The organism is Sebaldella termitidis ATCC 33386 (assembly GCF_000024405.1).
GTDB classification, from domain to species: domain Bacteria; phylum Fusobacteriota; class Fusobacteriia; order Fusobacteriales; family Leptotrichiaceae; genus Sebaldella; species Sebaldella termitidis.
Genome location: NC_013517.1, coordinates 3,625,667 through 3,648,262, shown reverse-complemented (window position 1 = coordinate 3,648,262; position 22,596 = coordinate 3,625,667). Strand labels below are relative to the sequence as shown.

Genomic DNA, 22,596 nt, shown 5'->3' with positions numbered 1-22,596 from the left:
TGTAGAGATGTCAAAAATTGTTATTGCATTGGGTGGAAATGCACTAGGAAATAATCCTAAAGAACAGATCGAGATGATTGAAAAAGCGGCTAAGCCATTAGTAGGACTTATAAAAGACGGACATGAAATTATTGTAAGCCATGGAAACGGACCACAGGTCGGGACAATAAAACTTGCATTTGATACAGCATCAGCTGTTAACGATAAAGTTTGTGAAATGGAGCTTGCAGAGTGCACAGCAATGAGTCAGGGCTATATTGGCTATCATTTGCAGCAGGGTATAAAAAAAGAACTTTTAAATCAACAGGTTGACCGTAATGTTGCTACTATAGTAACACAAGTTATAGTCGATAAAGATGACAAAGCTTTCTCAAACCCGACAAAGCCGATTGGAAGCTTTTATACGAAAGAAAAAGCTGATGAAATAAAAAAATCAAATCCTGATCTGACATTTGTGGAGGATTCAGGCAGAGGCTACAGAACGGTTGTTGCTTCTCCAAGACCGATTGATATTGCAGAAAAAACAGCAGTTTTGGATTTAACTGCAAATAAGTTTATTGTAATAGCCTGCGGCGGGGGAGGTATTCCGGTTATAAAGAATGATGCCGGCACTTTAGAGGGAGTTTCTGCAGTTATTGATAAAGATTTTGCTGCGGAAAAACTTGCAGAGCTTGTCAGTGCAGATTATTTATTTATTTTGACTGCAGTTGACAGAGTAGCTGTAAACTTTGGAAAACCAGAACAGAAAGATTTAGCGGAAATGACAGTCGAAGAAGCTAAAAAATACTGTGAAGAAGGACATTTCGCACCTGGAAGCATGCTCCCTAAGGTTGAAGCTGCTATGATGTTTGTAGAGAGCGGAAGCAACAGAAAAGCTGTAATCTGTTCTTTGGAAAAAGTACAGCTTGCAGTAAAAGGTGAAAGCGGAACTTTAATAACACAATAGTAATTTTCTGATTTTAAATAATCACAGATTGAGCTTACAGTATCTGTTTTAAATTATTAAGTATTAAAAAAAGAAATTCTTTCATAATCCAAAAAATATTATAATAAAAGTAAATGTAAAAGAGTATAAATAAAGATATCTACAAAAAATTTGAATTTGGTATGTCAAGATTTATTATAAAAATTTATACGCCAAAGAGTATCCTTTTCGGGATGCTCTTTTAATTTTTATATAAATTATGAATATTTTATTTAATGCTGTTATTCTTTTCGACTGATAAAATATAAGAATACTTTCATTTACAGATTTCCTGTCTTGTGATATAATTTTGATATCTAAAAAAATGGATTCATTTTTAGGAGGATAAAAGTTAATGGAAGTTACAATTTTCATTTATAATGTATTTTTGATAATTTTATATAGTGTTGTGCTTACTTTGTCCGGCTTTTATTATTTGAAAACAAAGAATAACTGCTATTTTGCAATTAGTATTTTGTTTAGTTTATATTTATTTGATAATGTTGTAATATATATGACAGAATTCATCAAAACTTTCTCTATTTCATACAATAAACTCTTTATTGCTGTTCCGACATATAAGACATTGATCATAATTTCGATATTAGCTGTGTATATTGCACTTAATACTATGTTTTTTAATTTAAAGAATTCCAAAATATGGTACTTTGCTTTAGGGCTTTTGACTATATTTTTATTTATTATTCCTGTTATGCAGAGGACTGCTTTCAAGTCCTGGCTGTTTTTTGTGCCGGGAGATCTTTTCTTTGTTTTATTTAATTCTTATTTGTTAATTGTGTCAAAAAATAATAAAGTAATTGAAAGAAAAGGTATATTTATTCATGTTAATAAATTATTGACATACACTCTTTTTATGTCGTGTCTTGTTTTTGTCGAGGACAGCTTTGTGATATTTAACATTGATGTTTATTCGGACACGATTTTGAATATTACGAACAGAAATTTTTCGGAAGATATTCTTAGAATCAGTCAGTCTCTGATACTTATACCTTATCTCCTGAATCTCTTTTTTGCCGAGTCCAGGCAAAAAGAAGCTGCAGATACAGCAGTTTCAGATAATGACAATGACTCTGCACTGAAAGATAAAACAGATGAAAATGAGCATGATTATTATATTTTTCATTTATTTTGCAGTACATATCTTTTTACAGTCAGAGAACAGGAAGTTTTTAAACATCTGCTGGAAGATAAAAATAACAAGCTTATCAGCGAGAGTCTCTATATATCGATTGGTACCGTAAAAACTCATGTACATAATATTTTTATCAAAACAGATGTATCAAACAGGCGTGAATTACTTCAGTTATATAATAAATGGATAGAAAATCAAGTAATATACTAATAATAAACAGAGCAAAAGTACTTGTTTTTTTTGCTTATTTAAAAATTTTGCAATATATCTGAATTAGTTTAATTCTGAAAATAAATAAAAAGTACGGTTTCGATTTAACCGTACTTTTTTATATATTATTACAGTTTAGCTGAACATTTTCACCCTTTTCAATCAGATGATTAACATGAAGCTCGCCCCAGCTGCACAAAATATCCAAAACCTTTCCCAGAGATTTTCCGTAGCTGCTTAATGAATATTCTACTTTTGGCGGGACTTCCTGATATACTTTTCTGGTAACAATATTATCTTTTTCGAGTTCTCTTAATTGCTGTATAAGCATTTTCTGACTGATTTCCGGAATTTTTCTTTGTAAATCACTTGGTCTTAATGTCTCATACCGTAAGTTGCATAAAATAATGGGCTTCCATTTTCCGCCAATTACTTCCATAGTTGCTTCTACACCTATATTATAAATTTTTTTATTCATTTTATTCTCCTTAAAGCCATATTTTTTACAAAACTTACTTTTTTGTCTGTATAGAACTTAAAAGTAGGTACTGGACTAATTTATATATATTATTATATAATATATTAAATAATTAGTCAAAAGGAGGACATACTAGATGTCAAATATATTAAAAAAGAAAGTGAAATTAAATAACGGAGTGGAAATTCCTGAGTTTGGGCTGGGAGTCTTTAAGGTATCGGATGATGAAGCCGGAGAAAATGTAAAAAATGCAATTATTAATGGTTATCGTTTGATTGATACCGCCCAGATATACGGCAATGAGGAAGGGACTGGACGGGGAATAAAAGCAGGGCTTGAAGCGGCAGGTCTGAAAAGAGAAGATATTTTTATTACATCAAAAGTTTGGAATAATCATATTTCTTATGATGAAACTATCGCGGCTTTTTATGAAAGCCTAAACAAGCTGGGTCTGGACTATCTTGACCTGTATTTGATTCACTGGCCGGGAAATCATGCTTTTGAAGAATCATGGAAGGCACTGGAATTTTTGTATAAAGAGGGAAAAATACGTGCAATCGGTGTGAGTAATTTTAATAAATCACATTTAGAAGAGCTGTTTTCTTTTTCATCAGTCACACCTGTATTAAATCAGATTGAATACCATCCAAAGCTGACTCAGGGAGATTTGATCGATTTTTGTAAAAAACACGATATTTTAGTACAGGCATGGTCTCCTCTGATGCAGGGACAGATTTTAACAAATGAGACAATACTGAAAATTGCAGAAATCCATAACCGTAATGCCGCTCAGATTGTTCTTCGCTGGGGGCTTCAAAATAATATCTTACTGGTATCTAAATCTGTAAAAACAGAGAGAATAATAAGCAATGCAGAACTTGATGATTTTTCACTGACAAAGGAAGAAATGGATATAATCAGTAATTTAAATGAAAATCTTCGTGTGGGACCAAATCCGGATACATTTGATTTTATTTAAAGGAGGAGAAGCATGGAATTAGGTTTGAAAAAGAAAAAAGCTCTGGTAACCGGTTCGACAAAAGGAATAGGGAAAGCTATTGCCGCAGAACTAGCACGTGAGGGTGCCGATGTTGTTATCAACGGACGTAATATAACAGAAGTGAACCAGATCGTCGAGAATCTGCAAAATCAATTTCCCGATGTCTCAATAACAGGTGCAGCAGCTGATCTGGCAAAAGAAGCAGAGAGATTCTTTTTATTTGAACAGGTTCCCGAGATTGATATTTTAATAAACAATATGGGAATATTTCAGCCTATGAAATACTGGGATATTACAGATGATATATGGAATAAATTCTTTGATACAAATGTCCTGTCAGGGAATGCCTTAGCGAAGTTTTATATGCCGAAGATGCTGGAAAATAATTTTGGCAGAGTTATATTTATAGCAAGCGAGGAGGCTGTTATGCCGTCCGGAGAAATGGCGCAGTACAGTATGACAAAGACTATGAATCTGTCATTGGCAAAAAGTCTTTCCAAGCTTACAAAAGGGACAAATGTTACAGTTAATACAATTATGCCGGGTTCGACTTTAACAGAAGGAGTAGAGGATATGATACGAAAAATGTATCAAAACAGTACAATTCCGGAATCTGAATGGGAGTCTGACTTTATGAAGAATCACAGACCGCTTTCTCAGATTCAGCGCCTTATCCGCCCGGAAGAAATCGGAAGATTTGCAGCGTATATATCCAGTCCTTTTGCATCTTCTTTCTCCGGCGCCGCATTAAGGCTAGACGGAGGTTTGGTTCCTACTATTTTTTAAAATACTGAAAATAAAAAGACAGAGGTTATAGTATAAATCATGTAAACTATAACTTCTGTTTATTTTTTTATAATAATTTATTTTTGATATTACAAAAGAAGATTCTGTTTATTTTTCAGTTTCATATGTATTTGAATGAAAGTGGACTGATAGTTTAAAAATAGCTGTGAAATAAAAATTGTTTCCAAATAAACATGTATTAACAAATGTTTTTACAATAAAAAAATGAAAATTAATTAATTTTATATAAAATATTTTACATATTATATATAAAAAAAATAAAATTATTTTTTTGAAACAAGTGTTTTATGACTTTGTAAAGAACAAAAGTAAAAGTTGTTTTCGAATTGTAAAAAAATAATATTAAAATATATAGGGAAATTACGAAAAAGTTTTTATTTTTTAGTTAGACAGTTGATTTTTCTATATTTTGCAGTTAAAATTAACAAATTAACAAACGGATAATAGTCTGACAAATTATTATAATTTTATTCCTTTTGAATTAAAATTGACTTTAAAGATGAGATTTAGTAAAATATTTATAAGAGATTATTCAAAAAAAGCAGCACTTGTAAACAATATTGAAAGGAGGAAAAATAAAGAAATAATCAGGTCACTTTCAAAAAGGAAATTTTATAGCATAAAACGAAACCGGATAAAAAAATAAAATATCCTGATAAACTTATAAAATAGGAGGTAAAATGAGAAAATTTATATTTATTTTATTATTAATTATATCGTCATTTAGTTTTTGCAGTAATGAAATAAGCGTAGACAAGTCAGTAGAAGAAAGCGTAACAAAAGATTATGATCAGGACGGGAAATACTCTTCATATGAAAGAGCTTTAAGAAATGCACAGGGTTCAATATATGTAACGTTACCGGAAAAAAGAGGTTACTGGTATACGATTCTTGACAGAATAAAAGCAGAAGAGGATGAGCTGATGCCTGATGAAAAGGCAAGAATAAGAAGAAAATAACACTTTAAGCAGGAGGTAAAATGAAAAAAATAATAGTATGGATATTTTTGGTAATGATGGGAACAATAATGCATGCAGCACCTACTTATGAGTATAGAAGAGAATTAAGAGAGGGAGCCAGAGGAAAGTGGACAAATCTGAGAAAACACCTGAACAGCGGTCAGAGACTGGAAAAAGAGCTGACAAAGGTAGACAGACAGATAGATAAGAAGGTGAGTGAAATACAGGAAATAGAGGATTTATTATTTAGAATAGAACAATATAAAGCGGAAAATAATATTAGGTAGTAAGGGAGGAATGATGAAAAGAAATAAAAAATTATTAATATCTTTTTTAGCGTTACATGCAATAGTGGCATCTTATGGAGAAGCCGCCACTGCCAAGTATGAAAGAATGTACAGCAGTATTATAAAAAATATAGAACAGGGAAAATCCAACGAAAACAACTACCGGATAGTCGAACAGGTACTAAAGAAAAGAAATAATGAATTAAAGGATTTGTATCTGCAGAGTGACTATATTGTAAAACCTGAATATCTCGAATGGCAGGTATTTTTTACAGGTCTTTATACTGAAAAAACGAGAGGGGACAACACTCTTGAAAATGCCCGTTATTATTCAGTTTCCCAGACTTACAGCGGGAAAAAAACTTATAACGAGGATGCATATAATAAATTATACTCAGACCTTGCTGCCACAGGTCTTTTAAGTGATGTTCAGCTTAGTGCAATAATGGCGGGACATTATAATGTAATAAACAGCCTCGGAGTGAGCGAGCAAAAAGTAATCAGGGAAATGCTTTATTCAGGACTGGACAGTATAAATAAAACTGACGGGTTCAAGATATACAAGCATCCTCAAAATCCAAAAGAAATAGATCTGGGGATTAACATACCTCCCAAGATAATAAACAGACAGCCGTTAAATCCGACACCGGGAATTCCGGCACCGCCTAATGTACAGGCACCGTCATTCGTCCCTACTGCACCGCTTACACCGACAGTTCCTTCACTTACAATAAAAGCATTTAATCCGGTAAGTCCTCAGGTAGATACACCGGTACTGGCCGTTGCACCTATTTTTAACATAAAACTCAGTTCTTATTGTAATAATATGACCTCATGCGGTGTGGGAATAGACGGAGCTGCTTATAATCCGGCTATAGGAACAGCACGTTCGTACAGCGGCGGAGCTATATCAGGTATAGCAGACGGAACTTCATCTTTAAGATATTCATGGAGTGCATATAGTTCTACTTTATTACGGGCATATTTTGATTTGACAGGCGGCGGAGGTATCGTGTCTAATTTTTCCGATAACCTGACAATTGATTCAATAAATCCGCTTAGTGCTGCACAAAAGACTGCTGAAGGCGGCAGAACATGGAATACACAGGATTTTCTGGTCGGAGGATCAAGAATAGCAACTGTAGATAATGTAGGAACCGGTACGGAACTAAACAGTACGGGTACAATAAATCTTGTAGGTCCATTGGTTGTGGCCTTTGAAATGCAGACAGACAGTATCGGGAATGGTACTGTAACATTAAGAAATTCAGGGACTATAACAGATTTAGGCGAAACTACATCAACAGCACTGGACGGAGTACTTGCCAAAGGAACACAAACAAGCCTTATAACTTCACCGTCAGCAGGAAACGAAACTATTACTGTAAAACGTACAGCTGAAGGGTATACGGGATATAAGGTAGGATTGATCTTAACTGCAGAAGATAATACAGCCGGACGTTTTTACAATTTATTTAATAATGGGACAATCACATTTAAAGGAGAAAAATCTATAGGAATACAGATTTTTGCACCTAATTTCGGCAATACGGAAGTGGCAGCAGTAAATACCGGGACTATTACAATGGGAGGTATAGAAAGTTACGGGATGAAGCTTTCCTCTATTTTAAGAAATACTACAAACAATGTTTTTGAAAACAGAGGAATAATAAACATAAACGGAGGAGACGGAGTAGTAGACTCAGTTTCGTCAGGAATGGCAGTATTGGAAGAAAATGCAGCAGGAATAAGAGCATATACCGGTCTGGTAAAAAATACATCATTAGGGACGATAAATGTTTCCGGAAGCAGGGGAAATACAGGTATGTACCTGAAAATAAAAGCTCCGGACGATATAACCAATGAAGGAATAATAAATGTTTCAGGAGTGAAAAATGCCGGAATAAGAGTGGACTATGGTTCGGTAGGGGCTCTTACAGGAAGTCCCGCAGCTTATAACAAAACCGGATCAGCTGAAATTAATGTTACAGGATCTGAAAACTTTGGAATGATAGCTGTGGATAGCAACGGAACAAACGGTGCCGTGGCAGAAAACAATGCTTTGATTGAAATAAAAGATAATGATGCAACTCCCGGCTCATATATAGAAAAGTCGGTTGGTATGCTTGCCGTAAAAAGCAATGAGGCTTTCGGAGGATTTATAAATAATACGGGAACAATAAAAATAAATAATGATGTAAAAGCTTCACAGGGAATGGCAATACTTGCCGATGCAAGCGGGGCTAACTCCGGGAATATTCTGATATCCAAGGTTTCGGCAGCTGATCTAAGCGAAAGCTCTGTTGGTGTTTATAATGAAGGAACCTTTAATATGACAGCAGGTCTTATAGATGTTTCAGTAAATAAAGGGATAGGAGTATATGCTAAAAATAGTTCGGCAGTTACTACAATTTCCGGAGGAACCATTAGAGTGGCTGATGGTGCAATAGGACTTTATGCAGATGATAAAGGAAATCTGGGAAATGGTGCAACAATAAATCTCTCGGGAACTGCAAAGCTGGAAGTAAACAGCAGCGGTCTTATGTTATATAATTACTCAGGTACAAGCGGAAACCCCGTAGGTAAATTTAATGTAGGAGCTGTAATACAGGCAGATATAAATGCAGGAGGTACAGCTTTTTACTTCAAAGGAATACCGTCTGGAATCAATACCTTCTTAAGCAACATGATAATAGGTCCGGGATCATTAAATATAAAACTGACAGATTCCACTTCAAGTCTTTTTGTTCTTGACAATCCCGGAGGGGTAATAAACTTGAGTGATACTACTTCGGCGGGAATAATTGGGAGTCTGCCTTCCAATGTTACAATAGATGCTTCAAGTGATCCCAACTATAAGCCGTATTCTGTATTTAAAGGCGGATTAAATATAGATATGGACGTAAATATTGATAACAGCACAGATGCATATAACAGATCAGAATTTTTATCTTCAAAAGTAACACTGCAGGCTGGAAAAACAATGACAAGTGTTACAGCAGGCAAATATGCAATAGGACAGGAGAATTACGCAGGGACTTTGGGAAGAAATGAGATTTCCATAGTGGTAAATAACGGCGGTGTCATTAATATGACAGGTTCCGGTTCGGCAGGAATAATTGCCAATTACGGAGAGATAATAAATAACGGGCTGATTTCTGCTACAGGGACAAATTCTATAGGAATAGTATCTTATAACGGATCATTTGCACAAAATAACAATACAGTGACAGTAGGAGAAGGCGGTACCGGAATTTACGGAGAAAATAAACGAAATGCCAGCTACGGTAACGCAAAAATAGAGATAGAAAATAAAGGATTAATAAATACAACTGCGACAGCCGGTGCAACAAGCTATGGAATCTATGCACTAAATAATGATGTTTCATTAACAAGGGCAGATTCTACGATTAAATTATTTGCAGGCTCAGAAATAAATATGTCGGCTCAGGACGGCGGCGTGGGAGTTAGTGCATTTAAATCTACACTGACAAATGACGGAAAAATAACTGTGGGGAAAAATGGTATAGCAGTATATGCAGATGACTCTGAAATAAATATAAACAGCGGGGAAATAAATCTGAACGGAGATAATGCAGTAGGTTTTTATCTTACAAACAGCCAGTTTAACGGAAATTCAGGGACAATAAATATAACCGGAAAAAATGTCGTACTGTTTAATCTTGTAAATTCATCATTTACAAATAATCTGGCAGTAAATGCTGCTCCGGGTTCTACATACGTAGTAGGAAATCTTTCAAATGCAGTCTATACTCATTCAGGGACAAATACACTGCTTTCAAACAGTGTTCTTCTAAATGGAAATAATTCGGCAATGCTGATAGACAGTACTTCAAATATTAGCTCTTCTTCCACAGGAGTCGTAGTAATGCTTCTGGACGGAAGATACGGACTGCCCTTTCCTGCGGGCTACTCAGCAGATGGAGAAAATGCAGGAACGATAGTATTAGGAAATGATTCAGCGGCTGTCTACGGTAAAAATGGAACAAGGCTGAAAAACAGCGGAAATATTACACTTGGATCAAATTCCGTAGGAGTTTATAACGTCGGAGTTAATTCTGAAACGGAAAATATCGGGATAATAACTTTAGGTAATAATTCTACAGGACTTTATCAGAATAATGGAACAAACATTATAAATAACGGTACTATAAACGGAACAGGAACAGGTGCTGTAGGAATGTATACCGATAGTAATACAGGGATAATTAATAATACAGCTCTGATAGATCTGCAGGGCGATAAATCAATAGGAATTTATGCAATGGGCAGCACACAGAATATTATTAACTCAGGAACTATAAAACTGGGGAATTCTTCTCTGATGAACGATCCAAGTATAGGAATATACACTAATAATATAACTGATACAATTATTAATACAGGAAACATAGAAGCTGGTTCAAGATCACTCGGTATTTACAGTCTGGGAACTCAGGTCGACCATGTATCCGGAACTATAAAGGCGGGTAGTGAGGGAACAGGAATATATAAGGATACAGGATTATTAAGAATTCATTCAGGTGCAGTAATAGAAGCGCTTGCCGGAGAAGCAGCCGGATTATACGGTATAAACGGAGCCGGAATTACTGCGGACAGCGGGGCAATATTTAATATAGGTTACGGAAGCTATGGAATAATTGCGGAATCGGGGGCTACTCTTCTGAATTCGGCAGCAATAACTTTAGGAGACAACAGTATATTTACTTACGGAAATAATTCAGGCGGAATAGTAAATAACGGTGCTGTAAATATTACCGGTTCAGATAATACAGTCTTTTATATGGTAAAAGGCGGAAGTATAATAAATAATGCCAATATTACAGGTACTGCGGGAACCGGAAATATAGGTATTTATAACAGAGGCGTTTATACTACAGAAGTACTTCAGGCAGACGGAACTATGAAGCTGGAAGGGCTTATAACTGAAGGGTATATAGAAAATAACGCAGATATAACCTTGGGAGATTCATTTCTTGTTACTGATGCATACGGTGTAAAAACGGGATATTCGGTTGGTATGTACGGTGAAGGATCAAGCGTGGTTAATAATGGAGGAAGAACTATAACTGTAGGAAAAGAGGGCGTGGGTATATTTGCCAGTGATGCGGGAACTACCTCATATAACTACGGGAATATAATAGGTAATGGAGACAGAGCAATAGGAATGTTTGCTGATAATACAAGAATAGAGAACCACGGACTGATACAGATGACAGGAGACGGAGTTATAGGTATGGCGGGAAGAAACGGAGCATATATCTATAATGCGTCTACAGGTGTGATACAGGTAACAGGAAAAGACGTAACCGGGATTTATCTGTCGGGAGCAGCAACAAAGGTAGAAAATAAAGGTCATATCATAATTACCAATACAGGAGATCCGTCAGATGATACAGGGGTCGGAATAAGATATACATCTGATTTTGATGAAGCAACAGGTTTGGTAGGCGGACTGGGAAATATTACAGGTACAGGATACATAAATAACGGATATACAACAGCGGGATATTCGCTGCCTGAATTACCTACCCTTATAAATTCTGGAGAAATTACCATAGATGTAGGAAATAAATTTTCTTATGATTCAATGCGTGTAATCGTAAAATTAGATCCTTCCACAAATGAAGCTACAACGAATTTTACTGATAAAATAGGATTTTCAGGTACTACAATTCCGGAAAAACTGGAAATAGCCGCTGATTTCTCACAGGGAACATCATCTGACAGATATGTATTTAAAAATATATTCAGAGGAATGGACGGAACGGGAGAATATATCAGCCAGTCGCTTACATGGGATGCAACAGGTCAGGGAATGGATATAGTAATGACAAGAATAGCGTATACTAAATTTACTGACGGATTATGGTATGAGGATTTTGGAAAAGTATTAAATGAAAAATATGCTAACCAGACAGGAGATGCTCTGAAAATATACGACAAAATTGATATGATACAGACAGAACCTAATTTCAGACACTCAATGGCCAGTCTTGCAGGAAATGTATATGCTAACCTGAACCAGAGAGAAGAGGATATGGCAAGAGTTTTGGAAAATTCACTGCATATGCTCCAGAATTCTGAAAATAATACAAAAGAAAATATAAAGATAAATGTAATTGCTGTAAAAGGTAAAACAGAAGAGGATACTGACGGGGTTGTGCCGTATAAATATACTGCGACGGGAGCAATTGCACTAAGAGAAGTAGAACGTACATACAGACACACATTCGGATATTCACTCGGATATCTTCATACAGGCTTTGAATTCGAAGATCATAATGACAGTGAGGAATGGGTAGATACAATACAATTAGGATTACATAATAAATATACGCTGAACGGATGGAAGCTGATGAATGATCTTACAGGAAGAGTAAGCTTTCATAATGTAGACAGAAATATAGACTGGCCTGACCAGACATCCGGTGTGGAACGATCTGAAATGAACGGAAATTTTGAAACATATTCTATTACTTCGGATAATATTTTAGGAAAAGAAATAGCACTTGGGAAAAGAGCAAGCATAATGCCTTATGGCGCATTCAGAGCAATGTATGTAACAAGACCTTCATTTGAAGAAAGCGGTCTTGAGCGTCTGCAGGTAGACGGAAATGACGCATGGAGTGCAAAACCAAGAGCGGGAATAGAATTAAAGGCTTCATTGCCGTTAGGACCAAAAACTGCATGGGAGCTAAAAGGAAGCCTTGATGCAGCATATGAATATGAGCTTGCAAATCTGAACGAAAGAGAAAAAGCAAGACTCATAGCTATAGAAGACGGATATCATAACTTATCAAAACCGGAAGATGAAAAAGGTTCGTTAAGAACGAGAGCTTCAATAGGAGTAGAAGTAGTCGACCGTTACGGAATATTCTTAACAGGAGAATATCTGATAGGAAATGATGATCAGGAAGAATACAGGGCAGGATTAACATTAAAGGCAGTATTTTAATTAATCAGATAAAAAAGCGAGTATTTTCGGATAAAATAGTGGTATGTTCGATCCGGAAATACTCCTTTCTTATTTTGACAGATAGTTTTTATATATAATAAGGTAAATACAGATTCTGTATTTTTTATTCGGATAAGCACCGGAGCCTGTGACATATGACAACCTTAGGCGGTCTGTACAATCTTCAGGGATTTTTACAGCAGAATCAGGATGTTTAGACGGTACGGCACGGATGCATGCTCCGTTTTTGATTTTCAGTTTGACACAGTTAAAAGTTTCTTCAGGAACTTTTATCAAGATATTATTTTCATTTGGCAGAGCCGGTCATGCTAATAATTTTGATCCAAAAGGGTAAGGAGGTGTCATTATGTCATAAACTGCTGTAAAGCCTTCGGCATATCATTTTATCTCTCATATATTGATTATATATCTTATAACAATACAGTGTTAATAATAAGTATTCATTATTTTTATTTAATTTTTTTTGAAGAATATAAATTTTTAAATACGGCTATCCGGTTAGTTGGATATTTATTAAGGTTGTTAAAATGTTTTGATTAAAATTAAGAAATTGACATGTTGACAAATTAAAAATAAAATAGTAAAATAGATTACTAATTATTTTCTAAGGAAATCTGTGGATATCCGGGAAATAAAATTTTTACCATAAACGAATGGAGGATAAATGAAGAACAAGAATAAATTGTTATTATTTTTAGCATTGAATGCAGCGTCGTCTTTTGTAAGTGCAAAAGAAATAGGCTATGATAAAATGTATGATAAAATAACAAAAAATATTACAACTGGAAAATCAAATAATGATTCATATAAACTAATAGAGCGAATACTCGTTCAGAGAAACAGAGAATTAAAAGACTTATATGCACAGGGAGACTACATAGTAAAGCCCGAATATTTAGAATGGCAGATTTTTGCAACAGGCTTTTATGCTGAAAGAGGGAATGGAGATAATACAAGCGGGAATGCAAGATATAATTCAAAGACTGAAGGATACTTTGATGAAAACGGAAAATATGTGTCATCATCTTCAGGGAAGCCGTATAAAGATAAACAGGAACCTAAAACAATAGAATTAGGGATAAGTATACCGTTAAAAGGAATAAACAGAGAGGGACTGCAGGTAAATATAAATCCAAATGTAACTAAGCCGTTAATTTCAGCTATACAGGGAATGAATCCGGTAAATTCATTAGATGTTCCTGTATTGGAATTATTCGAGTTTAATCCGCTAAAGCCTGAAATAATTCCGCTGACTCCGGCTGCAGTATCTATAACACCTCCTAATCTGGCTGTATATAATCACGGACAACCGGATCTGGTATATGGAAGAGATACTAATCTGCCTGCCGGTACATATAAAACAAGCGATCCTCTTAACCTAATCAGCGGGGATGGAGTAGTAGATGCTATTATAGATTATAGCGGTGCCAGCGGAGTCAGAACTTCAGACGCAGCTTCAACAATGATAGTTGATATAGCCGGAAAAAAAGCAGTTTCAATAGATGGAAGTACAGTAGATTTTTATGGTAACGGTACAATGGAATTAAATGCAATAAATACTGCCGGAATAGCTATGGAGAGTAATCCGAGCAGCAGCCCGAAGGCTACAAATGTCGGAACAATTAATGGAAATAATAATAGTCAGGCAGCATTAATTTTTATAAATGAACAATCTTATAGTGCTGATTCATATGCTTTGACAAATAATGGAACTGTAATCATGAATGGGAATAGTTCACTGGGAATGGCAATAAACAGTGCAGCAGGAGGCCATTTAGTAACTGCTGTAAATAATAAAAATATTACAATGAACGGAAGCGGAAGTTATGGTTTGGTTATAATGGCCGGATCAAATCTAAGAGCTGGTTCGTTAATCGAAAATTCTTCAACAGGTAATATAACTATAAAAGAAGAAAATTCCGGCGGTTTAGTTGTTTTATCAGGAGGGGTAAATGCTAAAAATGACGGAGTGATTGATTTAACTTCAACTGCTAAAAATTCGTTTGGTATTTATGCTACTTCGGCTAATACAAATGCGATAGCAAATAATGGAAACATTAATATTGCAGGAGAAAATTCCATAGGTTTGAGATCAGAAGGCGGAACTTTAGTTAGTGGTACAAATGGTGTAGTAGATATTACAGGCGGTTCAGGAAATATCGGGATGTATGCTTCCAGTGGGAGTGTTACAAATAACGGAGAAATAAAAATAACAGGCGGAACTCAGAATAAAGCTTTCTTTATTACAGGTGCAGGAAGTACAGGGACAAGTACTAATAAGGTGGATATTAATGCAGATGAGTCATATGGTGTAATAGTAACAAACGGAGGACAATACACAGGGAGCGGGACATTCTCGATTTCAGGAGATAACTCATATGGATTTGTAGCCAAAGGCGGTACTATAAATGGTGGAAGTTCGCTTACCGCTGATCTTACAGGAGAAAAATCGGTGGCTGTTTATGCAGGAGACAGTACTACTGCAAGTTTAGTTACACTAACAGGCGGAACAATTAATGTCAAGGACGGCGGAGTTAACTTTGGAGCCGGACAGAACGGTACTCTTAATTTAAATAATATGAATTTTACTGTTGGAAGTCAGAGTTTAGGATTTTTTACACAGGACAACGGAAATATAATTATTCAAAATTCAACAGGAACAATTAAAGGCGGAACTACATCAGCAGACAGAGGAACTGCATTTTCAGTAAAAGGAAGCGGTATAGGAGTAACAGAAGTAAATTCAATAGCTGATTTGAGTACATTGTTAACGGCCTCGGGGATAAATCCTACCAATTTGACGTTAACTATGGAGTCAGATTCAAGATTATTGTCACTCTCTGAAGCTTCAGTAAAATTAAGTGTAATAAGCAGTATAAATTCGTCTCCTATTTCATTGCCAGGAGTAACAATAAACGGGAATGACTATAAGACAATGCTGGTATATAAGGGTCTTTTGAATATAGATGAAGAAGTCAATTTAGATGATCCTATGTCTGATTATTCCAGAGTTGAGATGGCAAACAGTACCATATTAAACAACAATGTAATAAAAGGAGCGGGCAATTCACAGCAGGGAATGGCACAGGCAAATGGTGTCGGTCTGCCAAAATCAGTTGTAACATTGACAAATAACGGAACAATTAATCTTGGAGGACAGGAATCTGTGGGAATTTATGCAGATTACGGAATCATAAATAATAATAATACAATAGATACACAAGGAAATAAATCTTTTGGAATATTCGGAGTAAACGGAACAGAAATAACAACTGCTGCAGGAAGTACAATAAAAGCAGGAAACAACGGAGCCGGAATAGTAGCACAGAGCTATATTATAGATAAGCTGACAGGTTTAATAGTAAGTAACGGTTACGGAGACGGAACATTTGAGGTAGATCACAGCGGTGTAATTACTATGTTAGGGACTGACTCATTCGGAATTTTTGCAGATAATAATGATACAAATTCTTTGACTAATATAGCAGCTAGAAAAGTAACATTAAATGCCGGTTCGATGATAGATATGAGCGGAACAGCATCAAAAGGAACAGCACTATATATAAATAAAGGAACTTTGACTACTTCCGGAGACATGAAAGTAGGAAATGAAGGTGTGGGAATCTATGCCAATGACAGTAATGTATCTCTAAACGGAGGAACAATAGATATTATCGGCTCAGATTCTACGGGAATATATCTGGACGGAACTACAACATTAACTGCAACAGGCGGTACAATAAATGTAAAAGGCGATAATGCAACAGTGTTTTTCGTAAATTCACTGGCAACAGCAGCAGGACTGGATAATGTAACGGTAAATGCGGATCCGGGTCTGAAAATAACACTGGCTAATGTAAAAAATAATAATTTTACATATAACGGAGCATTAAATAATGCAGGAAAAGATTCAGTATTAATAGCAGGAGATAATTCAACGATAGTATTTGGTACAGGAGCTGTAATAAATTCTACATCAGAGAATGTCGCAGGAATGTCAGCCAAAGGCGGAAGTGCTGTAAATAAAGGCACACTGACTTTAACAGGAACGAATTCAATAGGAATCTATGCTGAAAATGCCGGCTCATCAAATGAAGGAAATATAATTCTGGGATCAAGCGGAGTAGGTATATATAATGAGAACGGAACAGCAAGTAATATATCCGGTAAAATAGAAATGGGTAATAACGGGGTAGGAATATTTGGTTCTGACTCTGCAGCTATAAATAATGATGCATTGATAAGCAGTATCGGAAATTCGGCAATAGGTATCTATGCAGATGGAAATACAGCAGGAACAACAATAACAAATGATTATTTAGGGAAGATAGATATATCAGGAGAAAATGCAATAGGAATTTATACTGCAGGGACAACAGCAAAAACTGTGATAAATAACGGAGAAATAAAAGTAGGAAATTCATCTGATGCAAGTAATCCAAGTATAGGAATATATAATAATATTTTAGGAAGTACAATCCAAAATAATGGTGTTCTGACTTTAGGAACGAATTCCCTCGGAATATTTGATAAAGGCGGATCAGTAACAGAAAATGGTACATTAAATGTAGGAAGCATGGGTACCGGAATACTCTCAGAAAACGGAACTGTTAATATAACAACATCTTCGGTAATGAATATAACCGGAACAGATGCAATAGGAGTTTATGGGAAAAATAATGCAGCTGTAACAAATGCTTCATCTGGAATAACATTAGGCGATGGAAGTTACGGATTTGTACTGGAAACAGGATCTGGTCTCACAAATACAGGATCAATAACATTGGGAGACAGCAGTATCTTTGTTTACGGAAACGGAGCAGGAATAATAACAAGCTCAAATACAGCATCAATAACAGCTTCAGGATCTGAAAATGTAGTATTTTATACTGTAAACGGCGGAACAATAAAGAATGATTCATCAATAACAGCTGATACAGGAATAGGAAATATAGGTATTTATAATAACGGAGGAAGCATAGAAAACAATGGTAATATTTCATTGGGAGATTCACTGCTGTTTAAAAATAACGGAGTAATAGACCCTGATCAGAGTAAATATTCCGTGGGAATATATGCTGAAGGCTCGACGGTATTAAATACAGGGAATATATCTTTAGGAGCAGATGCAGTAGGAATATATGTGAAAGATAATACAGTCATGGCTGTGAATCATGGGAATATAACTGCCGGAACTTCATCAGCACCAAAGGCCGGAGCAATAGGAATATTCGCAGAGGGCGGAGCAGGAATAGAAAACTTCGGGAATATAACATTATATGGTGATAATTCTATAGGTATTGCCGGAAAAAATGCCGCAAATATCATAAATCACGGAATAATAACTGTATCAGGAAATGAAGCAGTGGGAATTTACGGAACTTTGAATACATCAGTAGAGAATAAAGGAACAATAAATATATCAGGTACTGACAGTGTTGGAATAATGGCTCCAAACGGGAAGATAATAAATGAAGGAACTATTAATTATACTAACGGAGCCTTTGCAGTAAAAGAGCAGGACAGCTATCCTCTCCCAGAGCTTGTAAATATGGGGTTAATTACAGTTGACGGTCATTTTAGCAATGAGGGAATGGAGATATCATTAAAGCCGGATTTGAATACACTTGCTCCATCGACACAGCCTGATGTAGATTTTGTACTAAACAGCGGAACAATATCTGCAAATAGTATGACAATAACAGATACGGTAAAAATACTTCCTGATTTTTCACAGGGAACAAATGCTAATGTTTATAAACTGGAAAATGTATTCATGACAAGCACGGGACAGATCATTTCTTCTAACGGGAAGATACCGATGGTAAGTAAATCACTGACATGGGAAGCAACGCCGAAAGTAAATGATGACGGAAATGTGGATATTTATATGCATAAATTAGCTTATAAGGATTTTTCGGACGGACTGTGGTATGAGGAGTTTGCACAGGCACTGGATGAAAAATATGCAGGTTCAGCGGGAGAAGCCGGAAGTATATTTGATAAAATTGACTTGATAGAGGAAGAAAGCGATTTTAGACATGTAATGGCAAGTCTTGCAGGGAATGTTTATGCTAATATGAATCAGAGAACAGATGATATAGCAAGAGCTTTTGACAGTTCATTAATGTTAATGGAAAATTCAAAAAACAATACAAAAGAAAATGTGAAAATAAATGTAATAGCGGGCAGAGGAAGAACAAAAGAAGATACAGACGGAGTAGTCGGCTATGATTATACAACAACAGGAGTTCTGGCATTAAGAGAAGTAGAAAGAACTTACAGACATACATTCGGATATTCACTTGGATATCTGCATACAGGTTTTGAATTTAAAGACGGAAATGAAAGTGAAGAATGGGTAAATACAGTTCAGCTGGGATTACACAATAAATATGATGCCAATGACTGGATTTTGAAAAATAACTTAATCGGAAGAGTGAGCATACATAATATAGACAGAAACATAGACTGGCCTTCGCCTACAGGAAGATCAGAAATGAACGGAACATATGAAACATATTCATTATCTTCTGATAATACATTCGGAAAAGAGCTGGCTTTAGGAAAAAATACAAGTCTGACACCATATGGAGGAATAAAAGCAACATATATTACAAGACCAACATTTAGTGAAAGCGGTCTGGAATCATTACAGGTAGAAGGAAATGATGCATGGAGTGTAAAACCCAGAGCAGGTATTGAGCTGAAAGGATCACTGCCTTTAGGTTCTGCAGGCGGATGGCAGGTGAAAGGAGCTTTGGATCTGGCATATGAGTATGAACTGGCAGATCTGAACGAAAGAGAAAGTGCAAGATTAACAAAGATAGAAAGTAATTATCATGATTTATCAAAGCCTGAGGATGAAAAAGGTATGTTCAGAACAAGAGCAGTATTTGGAATAGAAGCAGAGGACAGATACGGTATATTTATGACAGGGGAATATGGTATAGGAAATAGTGAAAAAGATGAATACAGAGTAGGAGTAACATTAAAAGCAGTATTTTAATTCATAGAAAAGAGCAGTATTCTAACAAAAAAACAGTATGTTTATGTTAAAACTGCTCTTTTTCTTTTGGAAACAGCGTGACAGAAGTGAAAAATCAGACTCTAATACTGCGGTGTCTGAAAATTTTATTACGAAGGCACAGATATAGATGTCTTAGAATACTCTGAAAGAACAGCCGGAGAGCTTGAATACAAAAAGGCAGGAAATCTAAATTTATCAGCAGAATTTACAATTGAAAAAAGTATTATTCCGGGTCATAAAACTCTGTTTTTATGTTCTCTGAAAATTGACATTTTTATTATAAAATGATACTTTTCTTAAAGGAAGGAGGATGAAATATGTCAAAGGCAAGTTTTGTTGCTTCTTTGCTTACACAAGGTCAGATGATCGAGAAGTATAAAGAAGCGGGAAATTCTATGCTGCCAATACTAAAGTCAAATCAGCCGGTAACTCTGGAGCCGGTAACTGATGAATCAGACCTGAAAATAAATGATATTGTATTCTGTAAAGTAAAGGGAAATTATTACACTCATTTAATATCAGGAGTAAGAAACAAAAACGGACATACTGAGTATCAGATATCAAATAATCATAAGTATGTAAATGGCTGGATTAAAAAAAAGAATATTTTTGGCAGAGTAGTTAAAATTTGGTAGATTCCAGATTTTATTTTTTTATTAGCTGAAAATTTTGCTATAATTTATTCTTTTATTTAATCAATTCATTTTATTTTATTCTTCTCAAAATATTTTTCTTTATTGCTTTTTATTTATTCAACTTCTTCTTTTTATGTGGTATAATTTAAACGATTTATAAAATCAAGACACATAAAACTATGAATTTTAAGGGAGGTTTTTGTGAATAACAATGATGAAAAAATATTTGGCTTTCCAAGTGAGTATCTGGACGGAGCTTTAGGTTATCCGGATTATGACCTGGAAAGAACATTTACTATTCCTGATATCACAGGAGACCGTATATTTAACAAAGCGAATACAGATTTAAGCAAAGGAATTTTAAGTCTGGCAGGTATAAAAAGCAGTAATATATTCGGCTCTTTTGGTAAAGGTCAGGAAAACAGCGGGAGTATAGTCAGTAAACTGGATCTCGGTCTGGAAAAGAATCTGCTGGATGATATTAGCAGTATCAGCGGTATACTCAATAAATCGAGTTCTGTTTTGAGTAAGGATTTTCAAAATTCATCCGGAATTAAAAACAATAATACATTTAACAAATCGGATATCTTTAATTCAAATCCTCTGGGGCTGAATAATATATCCAGAGAATTACCCAAGCCTCTGATTCTGGAAGAGGATAAGAATAATTTTCGTAAAGAAAAACCGCCGTTGATCGAAGGAATCCATGAAATGAACAGAACAGAGGATGAGAATGAACATAAACCGGTAAAATTTCTTCAGGCAATTGAGGATGCAATACATGAACTCGAAAAGCCGGGCGGACATCAGCTTTCTGATTTTGAAAGGTACCTGGAGCAGAATAACAGAGGGAATGAGACTAATAAACGTCTGGAAGAATTATCAGCTGCTAATAAAGCGCTGGAAGAACAGATAAAAGGGCTGAAGGCATCAAATGAGTATCTTGAGAAGCAGGCTTTCGAGCTGGCAGATACCAATGCGAAGCTTAATGTTCATCTGATACAGATTGAAGCAGCGGTGGCAGGCACGGCTAAGGAATCCAAAAAGACACAAAAAATAGCAATATCAGCAGTTTTTGTAGCATTAATTCCACTCGCGATAGAGATTTTGCGGATAGTTCTTTAAAAAATGCAGTTTAGAATTTATATAGTAATGTGAATAAAATCATAACAGGAAAGTGTGGGAAATAGTTTTTCGAAATTATTTCCCACATTTTTTTTCATAAAAATATGGTGTTTAATATTTGCAACAGAAAAAATAAGTTTTGTAAAATATTTCGGATATTTGGTTGACTATTTCTTTTTGTACAGCTATAATTAAAATAACGATAAATTACTTAATAGATAATGCAGTTAATGATAAATAAAAGCAATTTAGTTTAAAGTATAAAATAGTATACAGCAGAAAAATTTACATATGAAAATTATTTTTAAAAACTAAAATTAATATAACTGGGGGGATAATATGAAAAAATGTGTCGAGGATGTAATAAGCTATTTGAAGGTAAGGTTTCCTGAAAGTATAAAAGATTATTACTATGACAGTGAAGTTGATATTTACATTGTGGAGCATGATATCTTAGACTTGCTGGAGGACACTGAATTTCAGGAAATTGTATACAGTAATTTATTTGATAATAATGTTTATAATGTACTTTTTGAATACAATCCTGAATAGAATAAAAATACAGGAATAATTTTCGATAATATATTCCTGTATTTTTATTGATAAGAAGCAGCAGGTATTCTGTATGGATAATAAGTATTTTACAGTACCAATAAAGAGTTTTATTTTTATAAAATAATGCTGCTTAATATACAGGCAATAGAAAATGCAGAGATAAAATTTTATAGTAATCGTTTTCTGTTATTTTATAATTATAAAAATTATTTATAAAAAAATAGAAATTAAGATAATAACTTTGAGAGTAAAAGACAGTGTACATAGGTTAAGAAAACGATTACTATATATCTGAAACAGACGATTACTGAAAATCTGTCTTATATTTATAATATCACAGATAAAAAATAGATTTAGTATCCCGGAGAAAGAAAGAGCGTAGAAGCTTTTATA

Annotated in this window: 13 protein-coding genes; 12 read left to right on the top strand and 1 reads right to left on the bottom strand. The window is 35.0% G+C overall.

Going from position 1 to position 22,596, the window contains the following annotated elements; all coding sequences use genetic code 11:
• Positions 1–7 precede the first annotated feature (7 nt).
• Positions 8–946 (top strand): carbamate kinase, encoded by a 939-nt coding sequence (gene arcC, locus STERM_RS17010; protein ID WP_012862865.1) that lies wholly within the window; start codon positions 8–10, stop codon positions 944–946.
• Positions 947–1,319: 373 nt separating this feature from the next.
• A complete protein-coding gene (locus STERM_RS17005) occupies positions 1,320–2,327 on the top strand; it encodes a helix-turn-helix transcriptional regulator (protein WP_012862864.1) in 1,008 nt (335 codons plus the stop codon).
• Positions 2,328–2,445: 118 nt separating this feature from the next.
• Here the strand turns inward: STERM_RS17005 and STERM_RS17000 are convergent, their stop codons facing one another.
• Positions 2,446–2,805 (bottom strand): winged helix-turn-helix transcriptional regulator, encoded by a 360-nt coding sequence (locus STERM_RS17000; RefSeq protein WP_012862863.1) that lies wholly within the window; start codon positions 2,803–2,805, stop codon positions 2,446–2,448.
• Between the two features lie 136 nt (positions 2,806–2,941).
• Here STERM_RS17000 and STERM_RS16995 point away from each other — a divergent pair, with 136 nt between their 5' ends.
• The 10 genes from STERM_RS16995 to STERM_RS16950 all read left to right on the top strand — a co-directional run bounded on the left by STERM_RS16995 (position 2,942) and on the right by STERM_RS16950 (position 22,200).
• Entirely contained in the window at positions 2,942–3,784 is an 843-nt protein-coding gene (locus STERM_RS16995) for an aldo/keto reductase (RefSeq protein ID WP_012862862.1), read from the top strand.
• 12 nt (positions 3,785–3,796) lie between these two features.
• Positions 3,797–4,591, top strand: coding sequence for an SDR family NAD(P)-dependent oxidoreductase (locus STERM_RS16990; protein WP_012862861.1), 795 nt, complete (start codon positions 3,797–3,799; stop codon positions 4,589–4,591).
• Between the two features lie 701 nt (positions 4,592–5,292).
• Positions 5,293–5,571 carry a hypothetical protein gene (locus STERM_RS16985; RefSeq protein ID WP_012862860.1) on the top strand — a complete coding sequence of 93 codons (279 nt, stop codon included), beginning with the start codon at positions 5,293–5,295 and terminating at the stop codon, positions 5,569–5,571.
• Between the two features lie 20 nt (positions 5,572–5,591).
• Positions 5,592–5,858 (top strand): hypothetical protein, encoded by a 267-nt coding sequence (locus STERM_RS16980; protein WP_012862859.1) that lies wholly within the window; start codon positions 5,592–5,594, stop codon positions 5,856–5,858.
• A gap of 13 nt (positions 5,859–5,871) precedes the next feature.
• A complete protein-coding gene (locus STERM_RS16975) occupies positions 5,872–12,837 on the top strand; it encodes an autotransporter domain-containing protein (RefSeq protein ID WP_012862858.1) in 6,966 nt (2,321 codons plus the stop codon).
• Between the two features lie 148 nt (positions 12,838–12,985).
• Positions 12,986–13,192, top strand: coding sequence for a hypothetical protein (locus STERM_RS16970; protein ID WP_041310089.1), 207 nt, complete (start codon positions 12,986–12,988; stop codon positions 13,190–13,192).
• Between the two features lie 330 nt (positions 13,193–13,522).
• Positions 13,523–19,867, top strand: a complete 6,345-nt coding sequence (locus tag STERM_RS16965) for an autotransporter domain-containing protein (protein WP_012862857.1) — start codon at positions 13,523–13,525, stop codon at positions 19,865–19,867.
• A 338-nt stretch (positions 19,868–20,205) separates the two neighbouring features.
• The gene (locus STERM_RS16960; protein WP_012862856.1) at positions 20,206–20,523 is read left to right on the top strand and encodes a hypothetical protein; all 318 of its coding nucleotides are present in this window, start codon (positions 20,206–20,208) and stop codon (positions 20,521–20,523) included.
• A 201-nt stretch (positions 20,524–20,724) separates the two neighbouring features.
• On the top strand, positions 20,725–21,648 hold the full coding sequence (locus STERM_RS16955) for a hypothetical protein (RefSeq protein WP_012862855.1): 924 nt from the start codon (positions 20,725–20,727) through the stop codon (positions 21,646–21,648).
• Between the two features lie 339 nt (positions 21,649–21,987).
• Complete coding sequence (locus STERM_RS16950) at positions 21,988–22,200, top strand: hypothetical protein (RefSeq protein ID WP_012862854.1); 213 nt, start codon at positions 21,988–21,990, stop codon at positions 22,198–22,200.
• Positions 22,201–22,596 lie beyond the last annotated feature (396 nt).